Raw genomic sequence first — 15,107 nt, forward strand, 5'->3', positions numbered from 1 at the left:
CCAAACTATATATATATATACTGGAAATTTATAATATGAGATAATCATACATAGGTATTTTTTCTTACGAGACAAAAGGGGCATTATCCTTGATTTTTATATCAATCAATCCGGAGGAAAAAGAAGAAAATGACACAATATTCGATGCAGCCTGCCGCGGCTGAAAGCAGTCTTAGCTTTTACCAGGCATATGATCAAAGCCTTTCTTTGTGGCCGATTGAGTCGGAAGCATTCTATGTTTCTACTCGTTTTGGAAAAACGCATATCATTGCAAGTGGGCCAAAGGACGCACCTTCGCTCGTTTTGCTTCACAGGGGGCTCTTCAGCTCTCTTATGTGGTATCCGAATATCGCGGCGTGGAGCAGTCAATATCGTACATATGCGGTCGATATAATAGGAGACAAAAACAAAAGTATACCATCAGCTGCTCTGGATACGAGAGCAGATTGCGCAGAATGGCTGAAAGACGTCTTAGATTCGCTTGAACTTGAGACCGCACACTTGGCAGGCCTCTCGCTGGGGGGTTCCCATATCGTGAATTTTTTGCTCCAAGCGCCTGAAAGAGTAGAGCGGGCGGTTGTGATGAGTCCTGCTGAAGCATTTATTTCATTTCATCCAGATGTCTATAAATTTGCTGCGGGTCTTACGGGGGCAAGAGGGGCTGAGGCCTATATCGAGTGGATCACGGCTAGCCGTTATGATCTGCATCCTGCGCTGCAAAGACAAATTGTGGCGGGTGTGGAATGGCAGGGTGAACAAAGAAGCCTGAAACCGACAGAAAACGGCTTTCCGTACGTGTTCACAGACCGGGAATTGAGATCGATTGCGGTCCCGATGCTGCTGATGTTCGGTGAACACGAGGTCATGTACCATCAGCAAATGGCTTTAGAGCGAGCTTCAATATTAGTGCCCGGAATTCAGGCTGAAATCGTGAAGAACGCCGGACACCTATTACCTCTGGAGCAGCCAGAGTACGTCAATCAACGCGTCTTGTCTTTTTTTAGCGGGGAATAAAATTGCCAGAAACATGAAAAGATTGGCATTCATTGTTCAAAAGGTAACAAATGTTGTATAATAATAGAATTTGAGTGCTGCTTTTTGCGGGACGTTTTATGGTATCATGCTTAATAGAGAAATTTTTTCCTGTAACGCTATTCGATCCATTTGGTCGAATAATGATAGATGGTTTTACAATTGGAGGTTTGGTTACACTGTGAATTATATCCCCTGTATGATTACGATAGGAAATTTTATTTGCGGACTGCTGGCGATTCATTCCTTGTTATATCACAACATTCATTCAGCAGTGCTTTTCATTTTTACCGGCATGCTCCTCGATCTTTTTGACGGGATGGCTGCACGTAAGCTGAATGCCGTTTCGGATATGGGAAGAGAGCTGGATTCGTTTGCCGATCTGGTGACGTTTGGCGTGGCTCCTTCAATGCTTGCTTACAGTGTCGCATTAAACTCCCTGCCATTTATCGGGATTTTATGCGCATTGACGTACAGCATTTGCGGAATGCTTCGCCTCTCTAAATTTAACATTGAACAAAGTAAGCTTCCGACATTTATCGGAATGCCGATTCCATTTGCGGGCATGTGTCTTGTGATTCTCAGCTTTACCTATAATCCGATCCTGCTGGCGATCGGCACTTGCGGACTTTCATATTTAATGGTGAGCAAAATTAAATTTCCTCATTTTAAAAAACACGCGGCAGAAAACTTGGAGTCCGGGAGATGGAATTAGTTCAGCAGCTCATAGCGGATTACGGTTATCTCGCTATTTTTTTGATGCTCGTATTAGGGATTGTTGGATTGCCGATACCGGATGAAGTGATGATGACTGTCGTCGGCTACTTTACGCATACGGACGTGCTGAATTATGAGCTTTCGATATTCATCAGTTTTGTCGGGGCTTTGTCAGGCATGCTGATCAGCTACATGATCGGCAGAAAAGCCGGTCGCCCATTTATCGACAAGTACGGCAAGTGGGTCGGATTAAAAGAAAAGAGAATGATGAAAGTGGAAAAATGGATGAAGAAATACGGTCCATATTCGCTTATTTTAGGTTATTTCATACCCGGCGTCAGACATGTGACGTGCTACTTTTCGGGAATCGGCAAAATGGAGCTGAAAACGTATATTGCGTTTGCGGCAATCGGCGCCTTTTTATGGTGCTTTATTTTTATTACAATCGGAAGGGTTATAGGGATTATTCATGTTTAACACAGCTGTAAAGATTCTGTATCGTTCATTGATAGAGCTGACGAATCATCGTCTGTCATCCTATCTGATTAAAGGATTTTGCGAGTCTAAAATCAGCAAACCGGTCATTCCGCTTTTCTCAAAACATTTTCGGCTAAATTGGGATGATGTTGACGGTACGGCCGCTGATTATGGTTCGCTTTCCGAATTGTTCATTCGACATATTAATCTGGAGCGGCGCCCTGTTTCAAAAGAGTTGCAGGCGGTGGTCAGCCCTGTTGACGGTGTGGTTCAGACGGTGGGAAAAATCAACCCGAATCAAACCTTTACGGTAAAGGGGAAAGATTATTCATTCGCTGAGCTGACCGGCTGTAAACGCGCGGACCATCAATACAACGGCGGTTACTTCGTCGTGCTGTATCTAAGCCCGCGGCATTATCACCGTTTCCATTCCCCAATCAGCTGCAGGTATCAAAAGCTGGCCGAGCTCGGAAATCGTTCATACCCGGTAAATCAATTAGGGTTAAAATACGGAAAAGATGTGCTGTCGAAAAATTATCGCTTTGTATACGAGCTGAATGGCGGCAGTCGAAGTGTCCTGATGATTCCTGTCGGCGCGTTGAATATTAACTCTATCGTGCAGACGAGTATCCGGGATGAGCTGGAGATTGGCGAGGAGCTGGGATACTTTTCATTCGGCTCAACCGTCATTTTGATTTTTGAAAAAGACGCGTTCAAGCCGGCCGCCAATTTAACAGAAGGCCAGGAAGTCCAAGTCGGAGAACTGATAGGTTACGAAGAGTAAAAAGAGGGGCTTGTCTAAACGAAGCGCCTCTTTTTTTTGGAAGGAAGTGAGACTCATGGAGAAACAAATCGCCAGCTGGATCACAGATTATCAGAAAACCGGAGATGAAGCCGTCCTGAGGAAAGTGCGGGAGGCGTGCTGGCCGATCGTTGAATCGATTCTGCAAGAAATGGCAACGGATGAGGCACTAGCGAGCGACCTGCACAAGAAAGGAATCGAGCGGTTTCCGTTTATCATCAGCAAATACCAAGCGGATGTACAGCTTCCAGTAGAAACATTTTTACGTAATACGTATCGGTTTTACTTTCAGCAGGTGATGAGAGAATCAAGATAAAGCTTCTTTGAATAGAGAAGCTTTTTTTGTCGGCAGGAAAAGGAAACTTTTTCTATATCTATCTCGTAACTACTAGAGAACCTTGCAGAAAAGGAGAGATAGAATTGAAACGAATGATAGTGAAAACGGCTCTGCCGTTGCTGATTGTCTGTCTGGTGTTTTCTTCTTTTTCAGCCTCAGCCCGTGCTGCTTCTGAAGAAAAACATTGGGAGCGCTGGATTGAACGACATGCGCGTCCACTGGATTCTTCCGATGCTTCAAACAAAGACCTTCGCTTTCTGAAGAAGGTGCTGAAGGGAAAACGAATCGTTCAGTTAGGAGAAACCACACACGGCGGTGGCGAAATCAATGCAACAAAGGTCCGCATGATCAAATACCTCCATGAAGAATTAGGATATGATGTTTTGGCATTCGAGTCCGGATTTTCGGATACAAATACATCCTACCTTAATATGGGCCGATCCACCTCTAAGAGCACGATGAAAAACTCCATTTACGCCGTTTGGCACACAGAAGATGTTCTTGCCCTGTTTGATTACATGAAAGAGCAAAAAGAGAAAGGTAATCCGCTTATCTTGACCGGTTTTGATATACAAAGCCTTAAAGATTCATTTAATGATAATGCGAATCAATGGGTGAAGGCGGTGAACCCGGAAAAAGCTGAGCTGCTTTCCCAATCAGAAAACGATTTTTCAGAATTGGTGACTGGCAGTAGCACCTTTGAGGAATTTACGCAAAAGAAGGAAGTGCTGGTGAAAAACTACGGTGAGCTTATTCAATTCGCAGAAACACATGCATCGAAGTTAAAAGCACAACTACCGAAAGAGCCGAAAGCTTATGAGATGTTTATGCATTCTCTCCAGCTGCGAATTGACGTAATGGAAACGTATATGCCTCAAGAAATGAAACAAAAGCTAGAGGATTATCCGGAGAATTTAGAGGAGTTTCCTTTCGTTTTAAGAGACCGCATGATGGCTGAACAATTTCAGTGGGTAGCGGAAACCCTTTATCCGAAAAAGAAAATCATTGTCTGGGGCCACAATTACCATCTCCGCAAACAGAATACGAAAATGATTAAGGATATGACACAGGCGAACACTCCTAATATGGGTGATTATTTGCCGGAGCGGCTGAAAAAACAAACATATACGATTGGCATTTATGCATATTCAGGCGCCAGTCTTGATAGCTCAGACAATAAGACCGTTACGCCGGTCACAAGCCCGCCGCCGACTGGAAGTCTCGAAGCATTGCTGAAGGCTGCGGACCATCCAGCTGTGTTTGTTGATTTTCTCCATACAAAAAACAAGAAAGGCACTTCGTGGATGTATACCCCGCTGACAGCACTCTATTGGGGGTTCATGGAAGAGCGGATGATCCTAAAGGAACAATATGACGGTGTCATTTGGCTGGAGCATATCACGCCATCTGTCATTATCAAGTGAGCGGCGTCCCCTGCGATAAACAGGGGATTTTTACATATCGCAAAAATCATCAAAACATATAAGCCGTGATCCATTATTCTAAAAAAGAAAGGAGATTGAAGCGTGCAATGTACTATGAAAAAGCTGTCCAGAAAACGATTGATTGGATTGAATCACATTTACATGAGCAAATATCAAATGAGGATATTGTAAACGTTTCAGGCTTTTCAAAATTCCATTTTCATCGGATTTTTCAAACAGAAGTCGGCATGTCGGTTGCTTCTTATATTCGGTTAAGGCGTCTTGCGAATGCAGCGGCAGCTTTGCTTTATACAGATCTTCGTATTATTGATATTGCTTTGTATTATCAGTTTGAATCTCAAGAAGCATTTACGAGGACGTTCAAAAAGCTGTATCACATGCCGCCTGGCGCATATCGAACATTTATGAACCGTTTTACTTCAAAAAAGGAGGAATCTTACATGGAGAAAAAAATGAAGGGCTGGGTTTTGAGCGGGAGCCATCCGTTCCAATTCGAAATGGGAGTTGACCGGGAAAATGTACATCAGGGAAAAGCTTCAGGGTATTTAAAATCAACGATGGTGCAGGATATCGGTGAATTTGCGACGATGATGCAGCAATTTAAAGCAGATCGCTATCTAGGAAAAAGGCTTCGTCTATCAAGTTTTATCAAAACAAAAGAAGTGCAGCATTTTGCCTCACTTTGGATGCGGGTTGACAGTGCTGCTGATGACGTTCTCCAATTTGATAATATGAGCAACAGACCTATTACCGGAACAACCAATTGGAATCATTATGCTATCGTTTTAGATATTCCTGAAAATAGCGCTGTGATATCCTTTGGTGTCCAATTATCTGGGCCGGGTCAGGTGTGGATGGATCATGTTGTTTTTGAAGAGGTAGATGAGAGCGTTCCTTCAACAAACCTTGAAATGCCGGGAGAACTTTTAGATGAACCGGTTAATTTATCTTTTGAAGAGGAACTACAAAAATAGTTTTCAGATAAATATTGTCATTAGTAATTTAATGGAAAATACTACTCGCTATTAATAAACCCTTGTGCCGCATGGGTTTGTAAGAGCTTGGATATTTTTATCAGTCTGTGCGGATATGTTCATCTTTGCGGCATTTTCCTGTATGATATAGTAAGAGTGTGCATAGCAACTAACTATAATTGAACAGGGTGTTTAAATCATGGAAAAACAATACAGAGTATTACTTTACTATAAATATGTTCCGATTGAAGATCCAGAGGCGTTTAGAGAGCAGCATTTGGCTTTTTGTAAGGAGCTTGGTTTGTTAGGCCGTATTCTTGTTTCTTCTGAAGGAATTAACGGTACGGTATCAGGTACGGTTGAACAGACTGAAAAATATATGCAAACAATGAAAGCTGATCCTCGTTTTGCGGATATGGTATTTAAAATTGATGAAGAAGAGGACCATGCGTTCAAAAAAATCTTCGTCCGTCATAAAAAAGAGCTTGTGACGCTTCGTCTTGAAGATGATGTGGATCCGAATCAAACAACAGGACAGCATTTGAAGCCTGCAGAATTTTTTGAGAAAATGCAGGATCCCAACACAATTGTGCTCGACGCGCGTAACGACTACGAGTATGATCTTGGCCATTTCAGAGGTGCTGTCCGTCCTGACATCGAAGCCTTCCGTGAATTGCCTGAGTGGATTGAAGAAAACAAAGAGCTGCTTGAAGGCAAACAGATTTTAACGTACTGCACGGGCGGCGTGCGCTGTGAAAAATTCTCAGGATGGCTGATGAAGCAAGGTTTTGAAGATGTATCACAGCTTGACGGCGGAATTGTGACATACGGAAAAGATCCTGAGGTGCAAGGCAAGCTTTGGGACGGCCAGTGCTACGTCTTTGATGAAAGAATCAGCGTGCCTGTCAACCGTGTCGAGCATGTGGTTGTCGGAAAAGACTGCTTTACAGGTGAACCGTGTGAGCGTTATGTGAACTGCGCAAATCCATCATGCAACAAAAAAATGATATGCACACCGGAAAATGAGTATAAGTATATGCGCAGCTGCAGCCACGAATGCCGCACGAACTCAAGAAACCTGTATGTCAAAGAGCACAATATGACAGAAGAAGAAGTCATCGCAAGACTGGCAGCGATTGAAAAAGAAGATCACGCTGCTGCTGAATAATAGAAAGAACACCTTGTATTCAAGGTATTCTCAGATGTTGACAAAATCCTAAAACATTTCGTTTCGGGATTTTGTCCTTTTTTATTTTGGCGGTGATGTTTTCATGTGCCAACGAAAACATCACCAGCAGGAGGGATTTTTTACTTTATTTGAATGTGCTTCATATCTTCTTCAGATGCATTTGTGAAAATGACCGGTGTTACAGCTGAAGCGGCATGCTGTTTGATGGTATCAAGATCAAATGTGAGAAGCAGTTCGCCTTGTGTGACGGCTTGTCCGCTCGTGACATGTGCTTCGAAGCTTTCCCCGTTTAATTTGACCGTATCAATGCCGACATGAATCAGGATTTCAATGCCGCCGGCGCTCATAAAGCCGATGGCGTGCTTCGTCGGAAAAATGGAGACGATTTCGCCGTCTGCTGGGGCAATGACTTTTCCTTCCGATGGATCAATCGCAAACCCCTCGCCCATCATTTTTTCTGAAAAAACTGGATCAGGCACGTCCGTTAAAGAGACTATTTCTCCTTTGAGCGGATAAATAAAGGATTCGTCAGAAGCGGGAATCTGCTGTACGACAGTTTCCGCATCCAGCGCGGCGGCTGTATCAGGCACGCCACCGGCCATGATCGTTTTGATGTCGTCTTTTAAGGCGTCGGATTTTGTTCCGAATATCGCTTGGAAGTTGTTGTTGACTTCCAGCACACCTACTGCGCCAAGCCGTTTTAATTCATCCTTGCTGACTTGGTTTGGCTGATGAACGGTCACACGGAGCCTTGTAATACACGCATCCAAGTTGGCGATATTTTGCTGTCCGCCTAAGGCCTGCAGCACATGAAAGGCAAGCTGGTCTTTTGCAACAGGCGCTTTTGCCTCATTCTGATCGGCTTCATCTGTTTCACGGCCCGGCGTTTTTAAATTCCATTTCAAAATTGCAAATCGGAACAAATAATAATATATGAAAGCAAATACGATCCCGACAGGAATGACAACCCAGCCGTTTGTCGACAGTCCGTAGTTTAAGACGTAGTCAATTCCGCCGCCTGAGAACGTATAGCCATGGCGGACATGGAATAAATCACAAACGACAAAGATGACGCCGGCGAGAATAGAGTTAATCAAATAGAGCACGGGCGCAACGAACAAGAAAGAAAATTCAACCGGCTCTGTAATGCCTGTCAGCATAGATGTGAGCGCCGCAGAAATCATCACGCCGGAGATCATTTTCTTCTTTTCCGGATGCGCGGTATGGATAATGGCAAGTGCAATTGCCGGCAGACAGAAAATCATGTAAGGGAAATCTCCCATCATAAAGCGCCCGGCTGTCGGATCTCCCGCGAAAAACCTTGTCAGATCGCCGGTTATGGTATTTCCTGTTGACGGGTCTGTGTATTCTCCCATCATAAAATAGAAAGGTGTATAAAAAATATGATGCAGGCCAAAAGGAATCAGCAAGCGATAGATCGTTGCATAAAAGAACAGGCCGACCGTTGAATCGGCAATTAAACTGCTGGCAGCGTTAATCCCGTTTTGGATCAGCGGCCATACCAATGAGAAAATGACGCCGATCACTAATGAACTGATGGAAGTGATAATTGGGACAAACCGTTTTCCTGAAAAAAATCCAAGGACAGGATGCAGTTCAATTGTTGAAAAACGTTTATATAAATAGGCGGCAAGAAGCCCGATGATGATTCCTCCGAATACGCCCATATCAATCAGGTGATCGGCTCCTTCATACGGAGGCTGAAGGCCAAGTAATTTCCCCATGTTGTCGAGGGTAACGGTTAAAATTAAATATCCGATGACAGCGGCAAGTCCGGCTACACCTTCGCCGGCGGCTAAACCGATCGCGACCCCCACGGCGAAAATCAGCGGCAGGTTATCGAATACAACACCGCCCGCATCCTTTATAATAGGGATATTCAGTAAATCCTTGTCACCGAAACGGAGCAAAAGACCGGCTGCCGGCAGGACGGCAACCGGGGTCATCAATGCACGGCCAAGCTGCTGCAGAATTTGAAATGCCTTTTTAAACATGACAATCTCCTTTTATTGTTTTATGAGTAGGATGTATTCTTTAATTTGCTGGCTGCTTTTTGATCTGTGATAACGGTTACATGATTGTGTTTTTGAAGAATGGAGGCCGGTACATCTGTCGTGACAGGACCTTCGGCCATCTTTTGAATAGCATCTGCTTTTTCCTCGCCGCTCGCTAAAAGAACAATATGTTTGCTGAATTTGATGATGGTTTTAATGCCCATTGAAATCGCGAGTCTCGGCACCAGCACAGGATCACCGCCGAAGAATCTGGCATTTGCCTGTATCGTGCTTTCTGACAGCTTAACAACTCGTGTTCGACCGTCAACATCAGAACCCGGTTCATTAAAACCGATGTGGCCGTTGGCGCCGATGCCGAGAATTTGAACATCAATGCCTCCCGACTGACGGATGAGATCCTCGTAGATCATACATTCAGCCTCAAGCTGCGGAGTGTCTCCTTGCGGGATATGGATATGGTTAGGCTGCATATTGATATGCTGAAAAAGCTGATCGTGCATAAAATAGTTATAACTTTGCGGATGAGATGGAGAGAGGCCTGCATATTCATCCAAATTAAATGTAGTAACCTTTGAAAAATCAATTTCGCCTGACTGATAGTCTGAAATCAGCTGCTTGTACAAGCCGACCGGCGTGCTTCCTGTTGCCAGGCCGAGAACGGCATCTTTCTTTGCCTGTACATGTTCTTTGATTATGTTAGCGCTTAACTTACAGAGTTCTTCATAATGCTCGGCGACAATAATTTTCATGCGACACCCCCCAAAGAGATAGACAAGCACCATATTTGTTACAATCAATTTATGATAGTTGTCATTACGAATTTAGCACCATAATCATTAAAGTGTCAATATAAATGTCTGAAAATTTGTTATAAAAGAAAGATACAAATCTTTCATCATTATGAGATTAAGTGGTATGATGGTCTCAATCAAAAAGAACGGTTTGCATACAGGATGGGGAGAATGAAATGACAGCTTTATATTCTGTTATCAAGTTTAAAATCATTGAATTAATTAAGTCGGGCAAATATCAGGCGAATGATCAGCTGCCGACGGAGAGCGAGTTTTGCGAACAATATGATGTCAGCAGAACAACTGTGAGATTGGCTCTGCAGCAGCTTGAGCTTGAGGGATATATTAAACGGATTCAAGGAAAAGGAACATTTGTATCGGCGGCAAAAATACAAACGCCGATTCCGCATCAGATTACGAGTTTTGCAGAACAAATGAAAGGCCTGCGTTCTGAATCAAAAGTGCTTGAACTCGTGGTGATCCCTGCTGATCACTCCATTGCCGAGCTTTTGAAAATGAAAGAGAATGAACCTGTCAATAAGCTTGTCAGAGTCAGATATGCCGAGGGGGAACCTTTGCAGTATCACACCTCATATATTCCATGGAAAGCGGCACCTGGTCTGGCTCCGGAAGAGTGCACCGGCTCGCTTTTTGAACTGTTAAGGACAAAATACAATATTGAAATCAGCAGGGGCACGGAATCGATCGAACCGATTTTAACCGATGAAACGATCAGCGGCCACTTATTAACCAATGTGGGAGCACCGGCGTTTTTAGCAGAATCCCTCACCTATGATAAAAATGAAGAAGTAGTGGAATATGCGCAAATTATTACGCGGGGAGATCGAACGAAATTCACCATAGAACAGTCATATCATTCATAAAGCAATGCGTATGAAAGAAAACGCCTGATGGTTATGAAGAAAGGAATGGTGGTTCTATGTTTCTATTGACGAATGGAAAAGCGCTGTGGGGGTCTGTGATTGCTGCTTTCGTCATTTCAATGGTGTTTTATCCGTTTCTTCCGGCGGAGATGCCGATTCATTATGATGGTACAAACAGCCCGGATTTGACAGTGAACAAGCTGGCGGGGACAGTGATACTGCCTGTCATGATGTTGGTGTTCGCATGGGCGCAGAAGATCAATTGGCAATTTGTGATCGCGGTGTATATTTTGCTGATTTGCCATATTGCCGTCCTGTATTTAGCAGTCTAAAATCAGACAGCCGGAATGAATCTGGCTGTTTTTCTTTTATTTTTTCTTCATTTGACAATGGATGTGGTGTATAATAGCTGATGATCATAAAGAATATTCTGAAATTTATAAATTAAAGCGGTGTATAATCAAAAATGCGGCGGAAGTTTTTGCAGCTTTAAAGAGACTGAATATTTAAACAACTACGATGTGAAAGGTGTGCTGATCAGATTGAATAAGCTTATCGAACGAGAAAAAATTGCATTTCATAAGGCAAAGCCTGACCCGTCATTCTTGGAATTCGGGAAATATTTTACAGATTATATGTTTGTGATGGATTATGAAGAGGGAATGGGCTGGCGCCATCCTAGAATAACGCCGTACGCGCCGCTTACGCTTGATCCTTCTTCATCTGTCTTTCATTACGGCCAGGCTGTTTTTGAAGGATTAAAAGCGTACAGAACAGAAGATGGCAGAGTGCTGCTGTTCAGGCCGGACCAAAATATCAAACGGCTGAACAGATCATGTGAGCGCATGAGTATGCCTCTTTTAGACGAAGAGCTTGTGCTTGAGGCATTGACGCAATTAATTGAGCTGGAGAAAGATTGGGTTCCAAAGGAAAAGGGGACGTCACTGTATATTCGTCCCTTTATCATCGCCACAGAACCGAGTCTTGGGGTGAAGGCATCCAAAACCTATACATTTATGATCGTGCTTTCGCCTGTCGGCTCATACTATGGCGATCAGCTGAAGCCGGTGAAAATCTACGTCGAAGATGAGTACGTGCGGGCGGTAAATGGCGGAGTCGGATGTGCAAAAACGTCGGGAAACTACGCCGCCAGCCTTGAAGCGCAGCGAAAAGCGAATGAGCGGGGCTATGACCAGGTGCTGTGGCTGGACGCGATTGAAAAGAAATACGTGGAAGAAGTAGGGAGCATGAACATCTTTTTTGTCATGAACGGGGAAGCTGTCACACCGGCTTTAAACGGGAGTATTTTAAGCGGGATTACACGCGCGTCTGCGATTGAACTGATTCGCAGCTGGGGCATTCCGGTTCGTGAAGAGAGAATTTCGATTGATGAGATTTATGCGGCCTCTGCGCGCGGGGAATTGACAGAGGTCTTCGGCACGGGCACGGCAGCCGTCGTAACGCCTGTCGGTGAACTCAATATTCGTGGAAAAACGGTGATTGTAGGTGACGGACAAATCGGGGACATCTCGAAAAAATTGTATGAAACGATAACAGATATTCAGCTTGGCAAAGTGAAAGGGCCGTGCAACTGGACAGTGGAAGTCTAAAGATCGAAAAAGAACCTGCTCTGAGGCAGGTTCTTTCAACGTGTCGACAAACCCTCGCATTCGTTGTCAGTCCTGCGTGTTGGTGCTCACTTGAGAAAAGATTAGCGGCTAAAAGCTGAGCATCCTGCTCAAACGCCGCTGTCACCGCATCCTGCGGAGTCTGCTCCAATACTCGTCCTTCCTAGACTTCAAGGGTTTTCAATCACGCTGAAAAGATGACAAAATCCTAAAACAAAAACCGTTTTAGGACTTTGTATACAATCTGAAAGAACCTGCTCTGAGGCAGGTTCTTTTTACTTTGAATGAGTCATATCAGCTGTCGGCTTGTTTATGCGGTTTTTCGCATAATACACTGCGTAGCAGATGGCCATAAAAGAAATGCCGCAATACAGCGCGATTCTTTGATTTGGATCAAAGGCAATGCCGAGCACGGATGCCAGGCATAATAGGAACGCGGCAATCGGCACGAACGGATACCAAGGGGTCCGGTACTTTAAATCGGCGACTTTGTTTCCCGCTTCGATATACCGTTTTCTGAACATGAATTGAGAAGCTGCGATTCCCATCCACACGACAACGACCGCAAAACCTGAAATCGACACGAGCACAACGTATACAGTGTCTGGCGCAAATACGCTGGACAGCAATGAGAGAATGCCGCCGATCATGCTGAACACCAGCGCGTTAAACGGGGTTCCTTTTGATGTCAGCTTTGCAAATGCCGGGTGAAGCGTCTTTTCTTTTGATAAAGACCACAGCATCCGGGAAGAAGCGTAGAGTCCAGAATTAGCCGCTGACAGGATCGCTGTCAGGATGACAAAGTTCATGATATCGGCTGCGTATGGCACACCGACTCTGTCGAAGACAGCGACAAACGGGCTTTTGATGACGCCTGCTTCTTGAATCGGAATCAGCCCTGACAGGACAAAAATGGTACCGATAAAGAAGAGTGAAAGACGCCAGACCGTTGTTTTAATCGCTTTTGGTATCGTCTTGTCGGGATCGACGCTTTCTCCGGCGGCGATTCCGATCAGTTCAGTCCCCGAAAAGGCAAAATTGACAGACAGCATCGTCATCAAAATCGGGACAAATCCATGTGGAAAGAGCCCGCCTTCCGCTGTGAAATTGGACAGCATCGGAGCGGCCTCTCCGCCTTGAATCGGAATGATGCCGAACATGGCAGAGCCGCCTAAAAGAATAAACAATACAATGGCTAAAACTTTGATGCTGGAAAACCAAAATTCCGATTCAGCGAAAAACTTGACCGAAAATGCGTTAAGCAAGAAAATCAACAGCGCAAAGACGGCACTCCACATCCAAACGGACGTATGGGGGAACCAGCGCTGCATTAACAGGCCGGCTGCTGTGAATTCCGATCCCAATGCCACGGTCCATGTCAGCCAGTACAGCCAAGCGACCGTAAATCCAGTTCCCGGTCCTATGTATTTGGTTGCATAGGTGTGAAAGGCGCCTGTCACAGGCATGGCTACAGACAGCTCACCGAGGCATAGCATGACCAAATAGACGATTCCGGCGCCGACTAAGTAGGCGAGTATCGTTCCCGCCGGGCCTGCCTGCTGAATGGTATAGCCGGAGCTTAAAAACAGTCCGGTTCCGATGACACCCCCTAAGGAAAGCATAAAGAGGTGCCGGCTTTTCATGCTTCTCTGAAAGTTTGTCTCATTCTTGTTGTGAGCAGTTTTCATCTTTTTCCAACTTTCTATCGGCGATTTCTTTCCTTTAATAAAAAATCCCATGTCAGCGAGTGACACGAGACTCCGGCGAACCGGCTTTAAGATAGAATATACAAACAATTCCGATAAGTCAAGTTGTTTTTAAAGAGCGCGCCCAAGCCGCGATTTCTTTAATATCTTCGGGTTTTGTCCGGCAGCAGCCGCCAATCAGCTTTGCTCCTTTTTCATGCCACGCGCGGGCGCTTACTCCGTAAGGTTCTCCGCATGCCGCCCCGTTCCACGTTTTTGTCTCCGGATCATACTGCTCGCCTGAATTCGGGTAGACGATGATCGGTTTTGATGTGTGCTTTTTTAACTCCTCTATTAAAGAAGGGATATGCTGAAGCGGCGTGCAGTTGATGCCGAGCGCTGCAATTTGGCGGTGCTCATCAAGCCATGACGCACAGTCAGCGGCAGGTGTTCCGTCACTAATATGAAGGCTGTCTTTTGCACTGAAGCTGATCCACGCATACGTTTCAGGAAACTCCTTCAGCAGCCGCGCAATCGCTTTTGCTTCGCTCAGACACGGGATCGTTTCACATGCCAAAACATCAGCTCCAGCTTCGATCAGGGCCTTCATGCGGGGACGATGAAATTCAACAAGTTCATCCTCTGAGATTCCGTAGTCGCCGCGATACTCAGAGCCGTCTGCAAGATAAGCGCCATAAGGGCCTACAGAAGCCGCAATGATCGGCTTTGGCCGATTGACACGGTTTTCTTCAAATGCCCAAAATTCATCACGTGCTTCAACTGCAATGCTGACAGACATCTCGATGAGCCGGCGTGCTTCTGCTTCGCTCAGCCCGCGTGCGGCAAAGCCTTCAAACGTAGACTGATAGCTGGCGGTGATCGCACAGTCAGCACCTGCCGCAAAATAATCAGTATGCACTTGTTTAATCAGATCTGGCTCTTCCATCAGGATTTTTGCCGACCAGAGACTGTCGTTCAAATCACAGCCCTTGCGTTCAAGCTCGGTCGCCATGGCGCCGTCTAGCACAATAAGCGGGTATGTATCTAGTATGTGTTGGATAGGATTCATAGAATGTACCGATGCCTTCTTTCAGATTTTTTGAAAAGATA

15 protein-coding genes are annotated in these 15,107 nt (G+C 45.0%); 11 read left to right on the plus strand and 4 right to left on the minus strand.

Features of this window, described 5'->3' with window-relative positions; genetic code table 11:
* Nucleotides 1–129: 129 nt before the first annotated feature.
* From V6D41_RS17550 to trhO, 8 genes are all read left to right on the plus strand, one after another.
* Complete coding sequence (locus V6D41_RS17550; protein WP_333519095.1) at nucleotides 130–1,014, plus strand: alpha/beta fold hydrolase; 885 nt, start codon at nucleotides 130–132, stop codon at nucleotides 1,012–1,014.
* Between the two features lie 199 nt (nucleotides 1,015–1,213).
* Nucleotides 1,214–1,747, plus strand: coding sequence for a CDP-diacylglycerol--serine O-phosphatidyltransferase (pssA, locus tag V6D41_RS17555; protein WP_333519096.1), 534 nt, complete (start codon nucleotides 1,214–1,216; stop codon nucleotides 1,745–1,747).
* Nucleotides 1,738–2,226: a DedA family protein gene (locus V6D41_RS17560; protein WP_333519097.1), complete on the plus strand. Its 489-nt coding sequence runs from the start codon at nucleotides 1,738–1,740 to the stop codon at nucleotides 2,224–2,226. Before pssA ends, V6D41_RS17560 begins: the two co-directional genes overlap by 10 nt.
* A complete protein-coding gene (locus tag V6D41_RS17565) occupies nucleotides 2,219–3,010 on the plus strand; it encodes a phosphatidylserine decarboxylase (RefSeq protein WP_333519098.1) in 792 nt (263 codons plus the stop codon). The genes V6D41_RS17560 and V6D41_RS17565 overlap by 8 nt, the downstream gene beginning before the upstream one ends.
* A gap of 55 nt (nucleotides 3,011–3,065) precedes the next feature.
* The gene (locus V6D41_RS17570) at nucleotides 3,066–3,344 is read left to right on the plus strand and encodes a hypothetical protein (protein WP_333519099.1); all 279 of its coding nucleotides are present in this window, start codon (nucleotides 3,066–3,068) and stop codon (nucleotides 3,342–3,344) included.
* Nucleotides 3,345–3,448: 104 nt separating this feature from the next.
* Complete coding sequence (locus V6D41_RS17575; protein ID WP_333519100.1) at nucleotides 3,449–4,789, plus strand: erythromycin esterase family protein; 1,341 nt, start codon at nucleotides 3,449–3,451, stop codon at nucleotides 4,787–4,789.
* Nucleotides 4,790–4,896: 107 nt separating this feature from the next.
* Complete coding sequence (locus V6D41_RS17580; protein WP_333519101.1) at nucleotides 4,897–5,784, plus strand: helix-turn-helix transcriptional regulator; 888 nt, start codon at nucleotides 4,897–4,899, stop codon at nucleotides 5,782–5,784.
* A 199-nt stretch (nucleotides 5,785–5,983) separates the two neighbouring features.
* A complete protein-coding gene (gene trhO, locus V6D41_RS17585) occupies nucleotides 5,984–6,952 on the plus strand; it encodes an oxygen-dependent tRNA uridine(34) hydroxylase TrhO (protein ID WP_333519102.1) in 969 nt (322 codons plus the stop codon).
* A gap of 140 nt (nucleotides 6,953–7,092) precedes the next feature.
* On the opposite strand, the gene ptsG is transcribed toward trhO, so the two are convergent.
* Together ptsG and nagB are read right to left on the minus strand one after the other, a co-directional pair.
* The gene (gene ptsG / locus V6D41_RS17590; RefSeq protein ID WP_333519103.1) at nucleotides 7,093–8,988 is read right to left on the minus strand and encodes a glucose-specific PTS transporter subunit IIBC; all 1,896 of its coding nucleotides are present in this window, start codon (nucleotides 8,986–8,988) and stop codon (nucleotides 7,093–7,095) included.
* 20 nt (nucleotides 8,989–9,008) lie between these two features.
* Nucleotides 9,009–9,758, minus strand: a complete 750-nt coding sequence (gene nagB, locus V6D41_RS17595; protein WP_333519104.1) for a glucosamine-6-phosphate deaminase — start codon at nucleotides 9,756–9,758, stop codon at nucleotides 9,009–9,011.
* A 218-nt stretch (nucleotides 9,759–9,976) separates the two neighbouring features.
* On the opposite strand from nagB, the gene gamR reads away from it, so the two are divergent.
* From gamR to V6D41_RS17610, 3 genes are all read left to right on the plus strand, one after another.
* Entirely contained in the window at nucleotides 9,977–10,684 is a 708-nt protein-coding gene (gene gamR / locus V6D41_RS17600) for a transcriptional regulator GamR (protein ID WP_333519105.1), read from the plus strand.
* Between the two features lie 56 nt (nucleotides 10,685–10,740).
* Nucleotides 10,741–11,016, plus strand: coding sequence for a DUF1648 domain-containing protein (locus V6D41_RS17605; protein WP_148962865.1), 276 nt, complete (start codon nucleotides 10,741–10,743; stop codon nucleotides 11,014–11,016).
* Nucleotides 11,017–11,226: 210 nt separating this feature from the next.
* The gene (locus tag V6D41_RS17610; protein WP_333519106.1) at nucleotides 11,227–12,294 is read left to right on the plus strand and encodes a branched-chain amino acid aminotransferase; all 1,068 of its coding nucleotides are present in this window, start codon (nucleotides 11,227–11,229) and stop codon (nucleotides 12,292–12,294) included.
* A 293-nt stretch (nucleotides 12,295–12,587) separates the two neighbouring features.
* Here the strand turns inward: V6D41_RS17610 and mmuP are convergent, their stop codons facing one another.
* A complete protein-coding gene (gene mmuP / locus V6D41_RS17615) occupies nucleotides 12,588–14,000 on the minus strand; it encodes an S-methylmethionine permease (RefSeq protein ID WP_148962868.1) in 1,413 nt (470 codons plus the stop codon).
* A gap of 118 nt (nucleotides 14,001–14,118) precedes the next feature.
* The gene (gene mmuM, locus V6D41_RS17620; protein ID WP_148962869.1) at nucleotides 14,119–15,066 is read right to left on the minus strand and encodes a homocysteine S-methyltransferase; all 948 of its coding nucleotides are present in this window, start codon (nucleotides 15,064–15,066) and stop codon (nucleotides 14,119–14,121) included.
* Nucleotides 15,067–15,107: the final 41 nt, after the last annotated feature.

The organism is Bacillus sp. 0102A (assembly GCF_036765155.1).
In the GTDB taxonomy this organism is placed as follows: Bacteria; Bacillota; Bacilli; order Bacillales; family Bacillaceae; genus Bacillus; species Bacillus subtilis_G.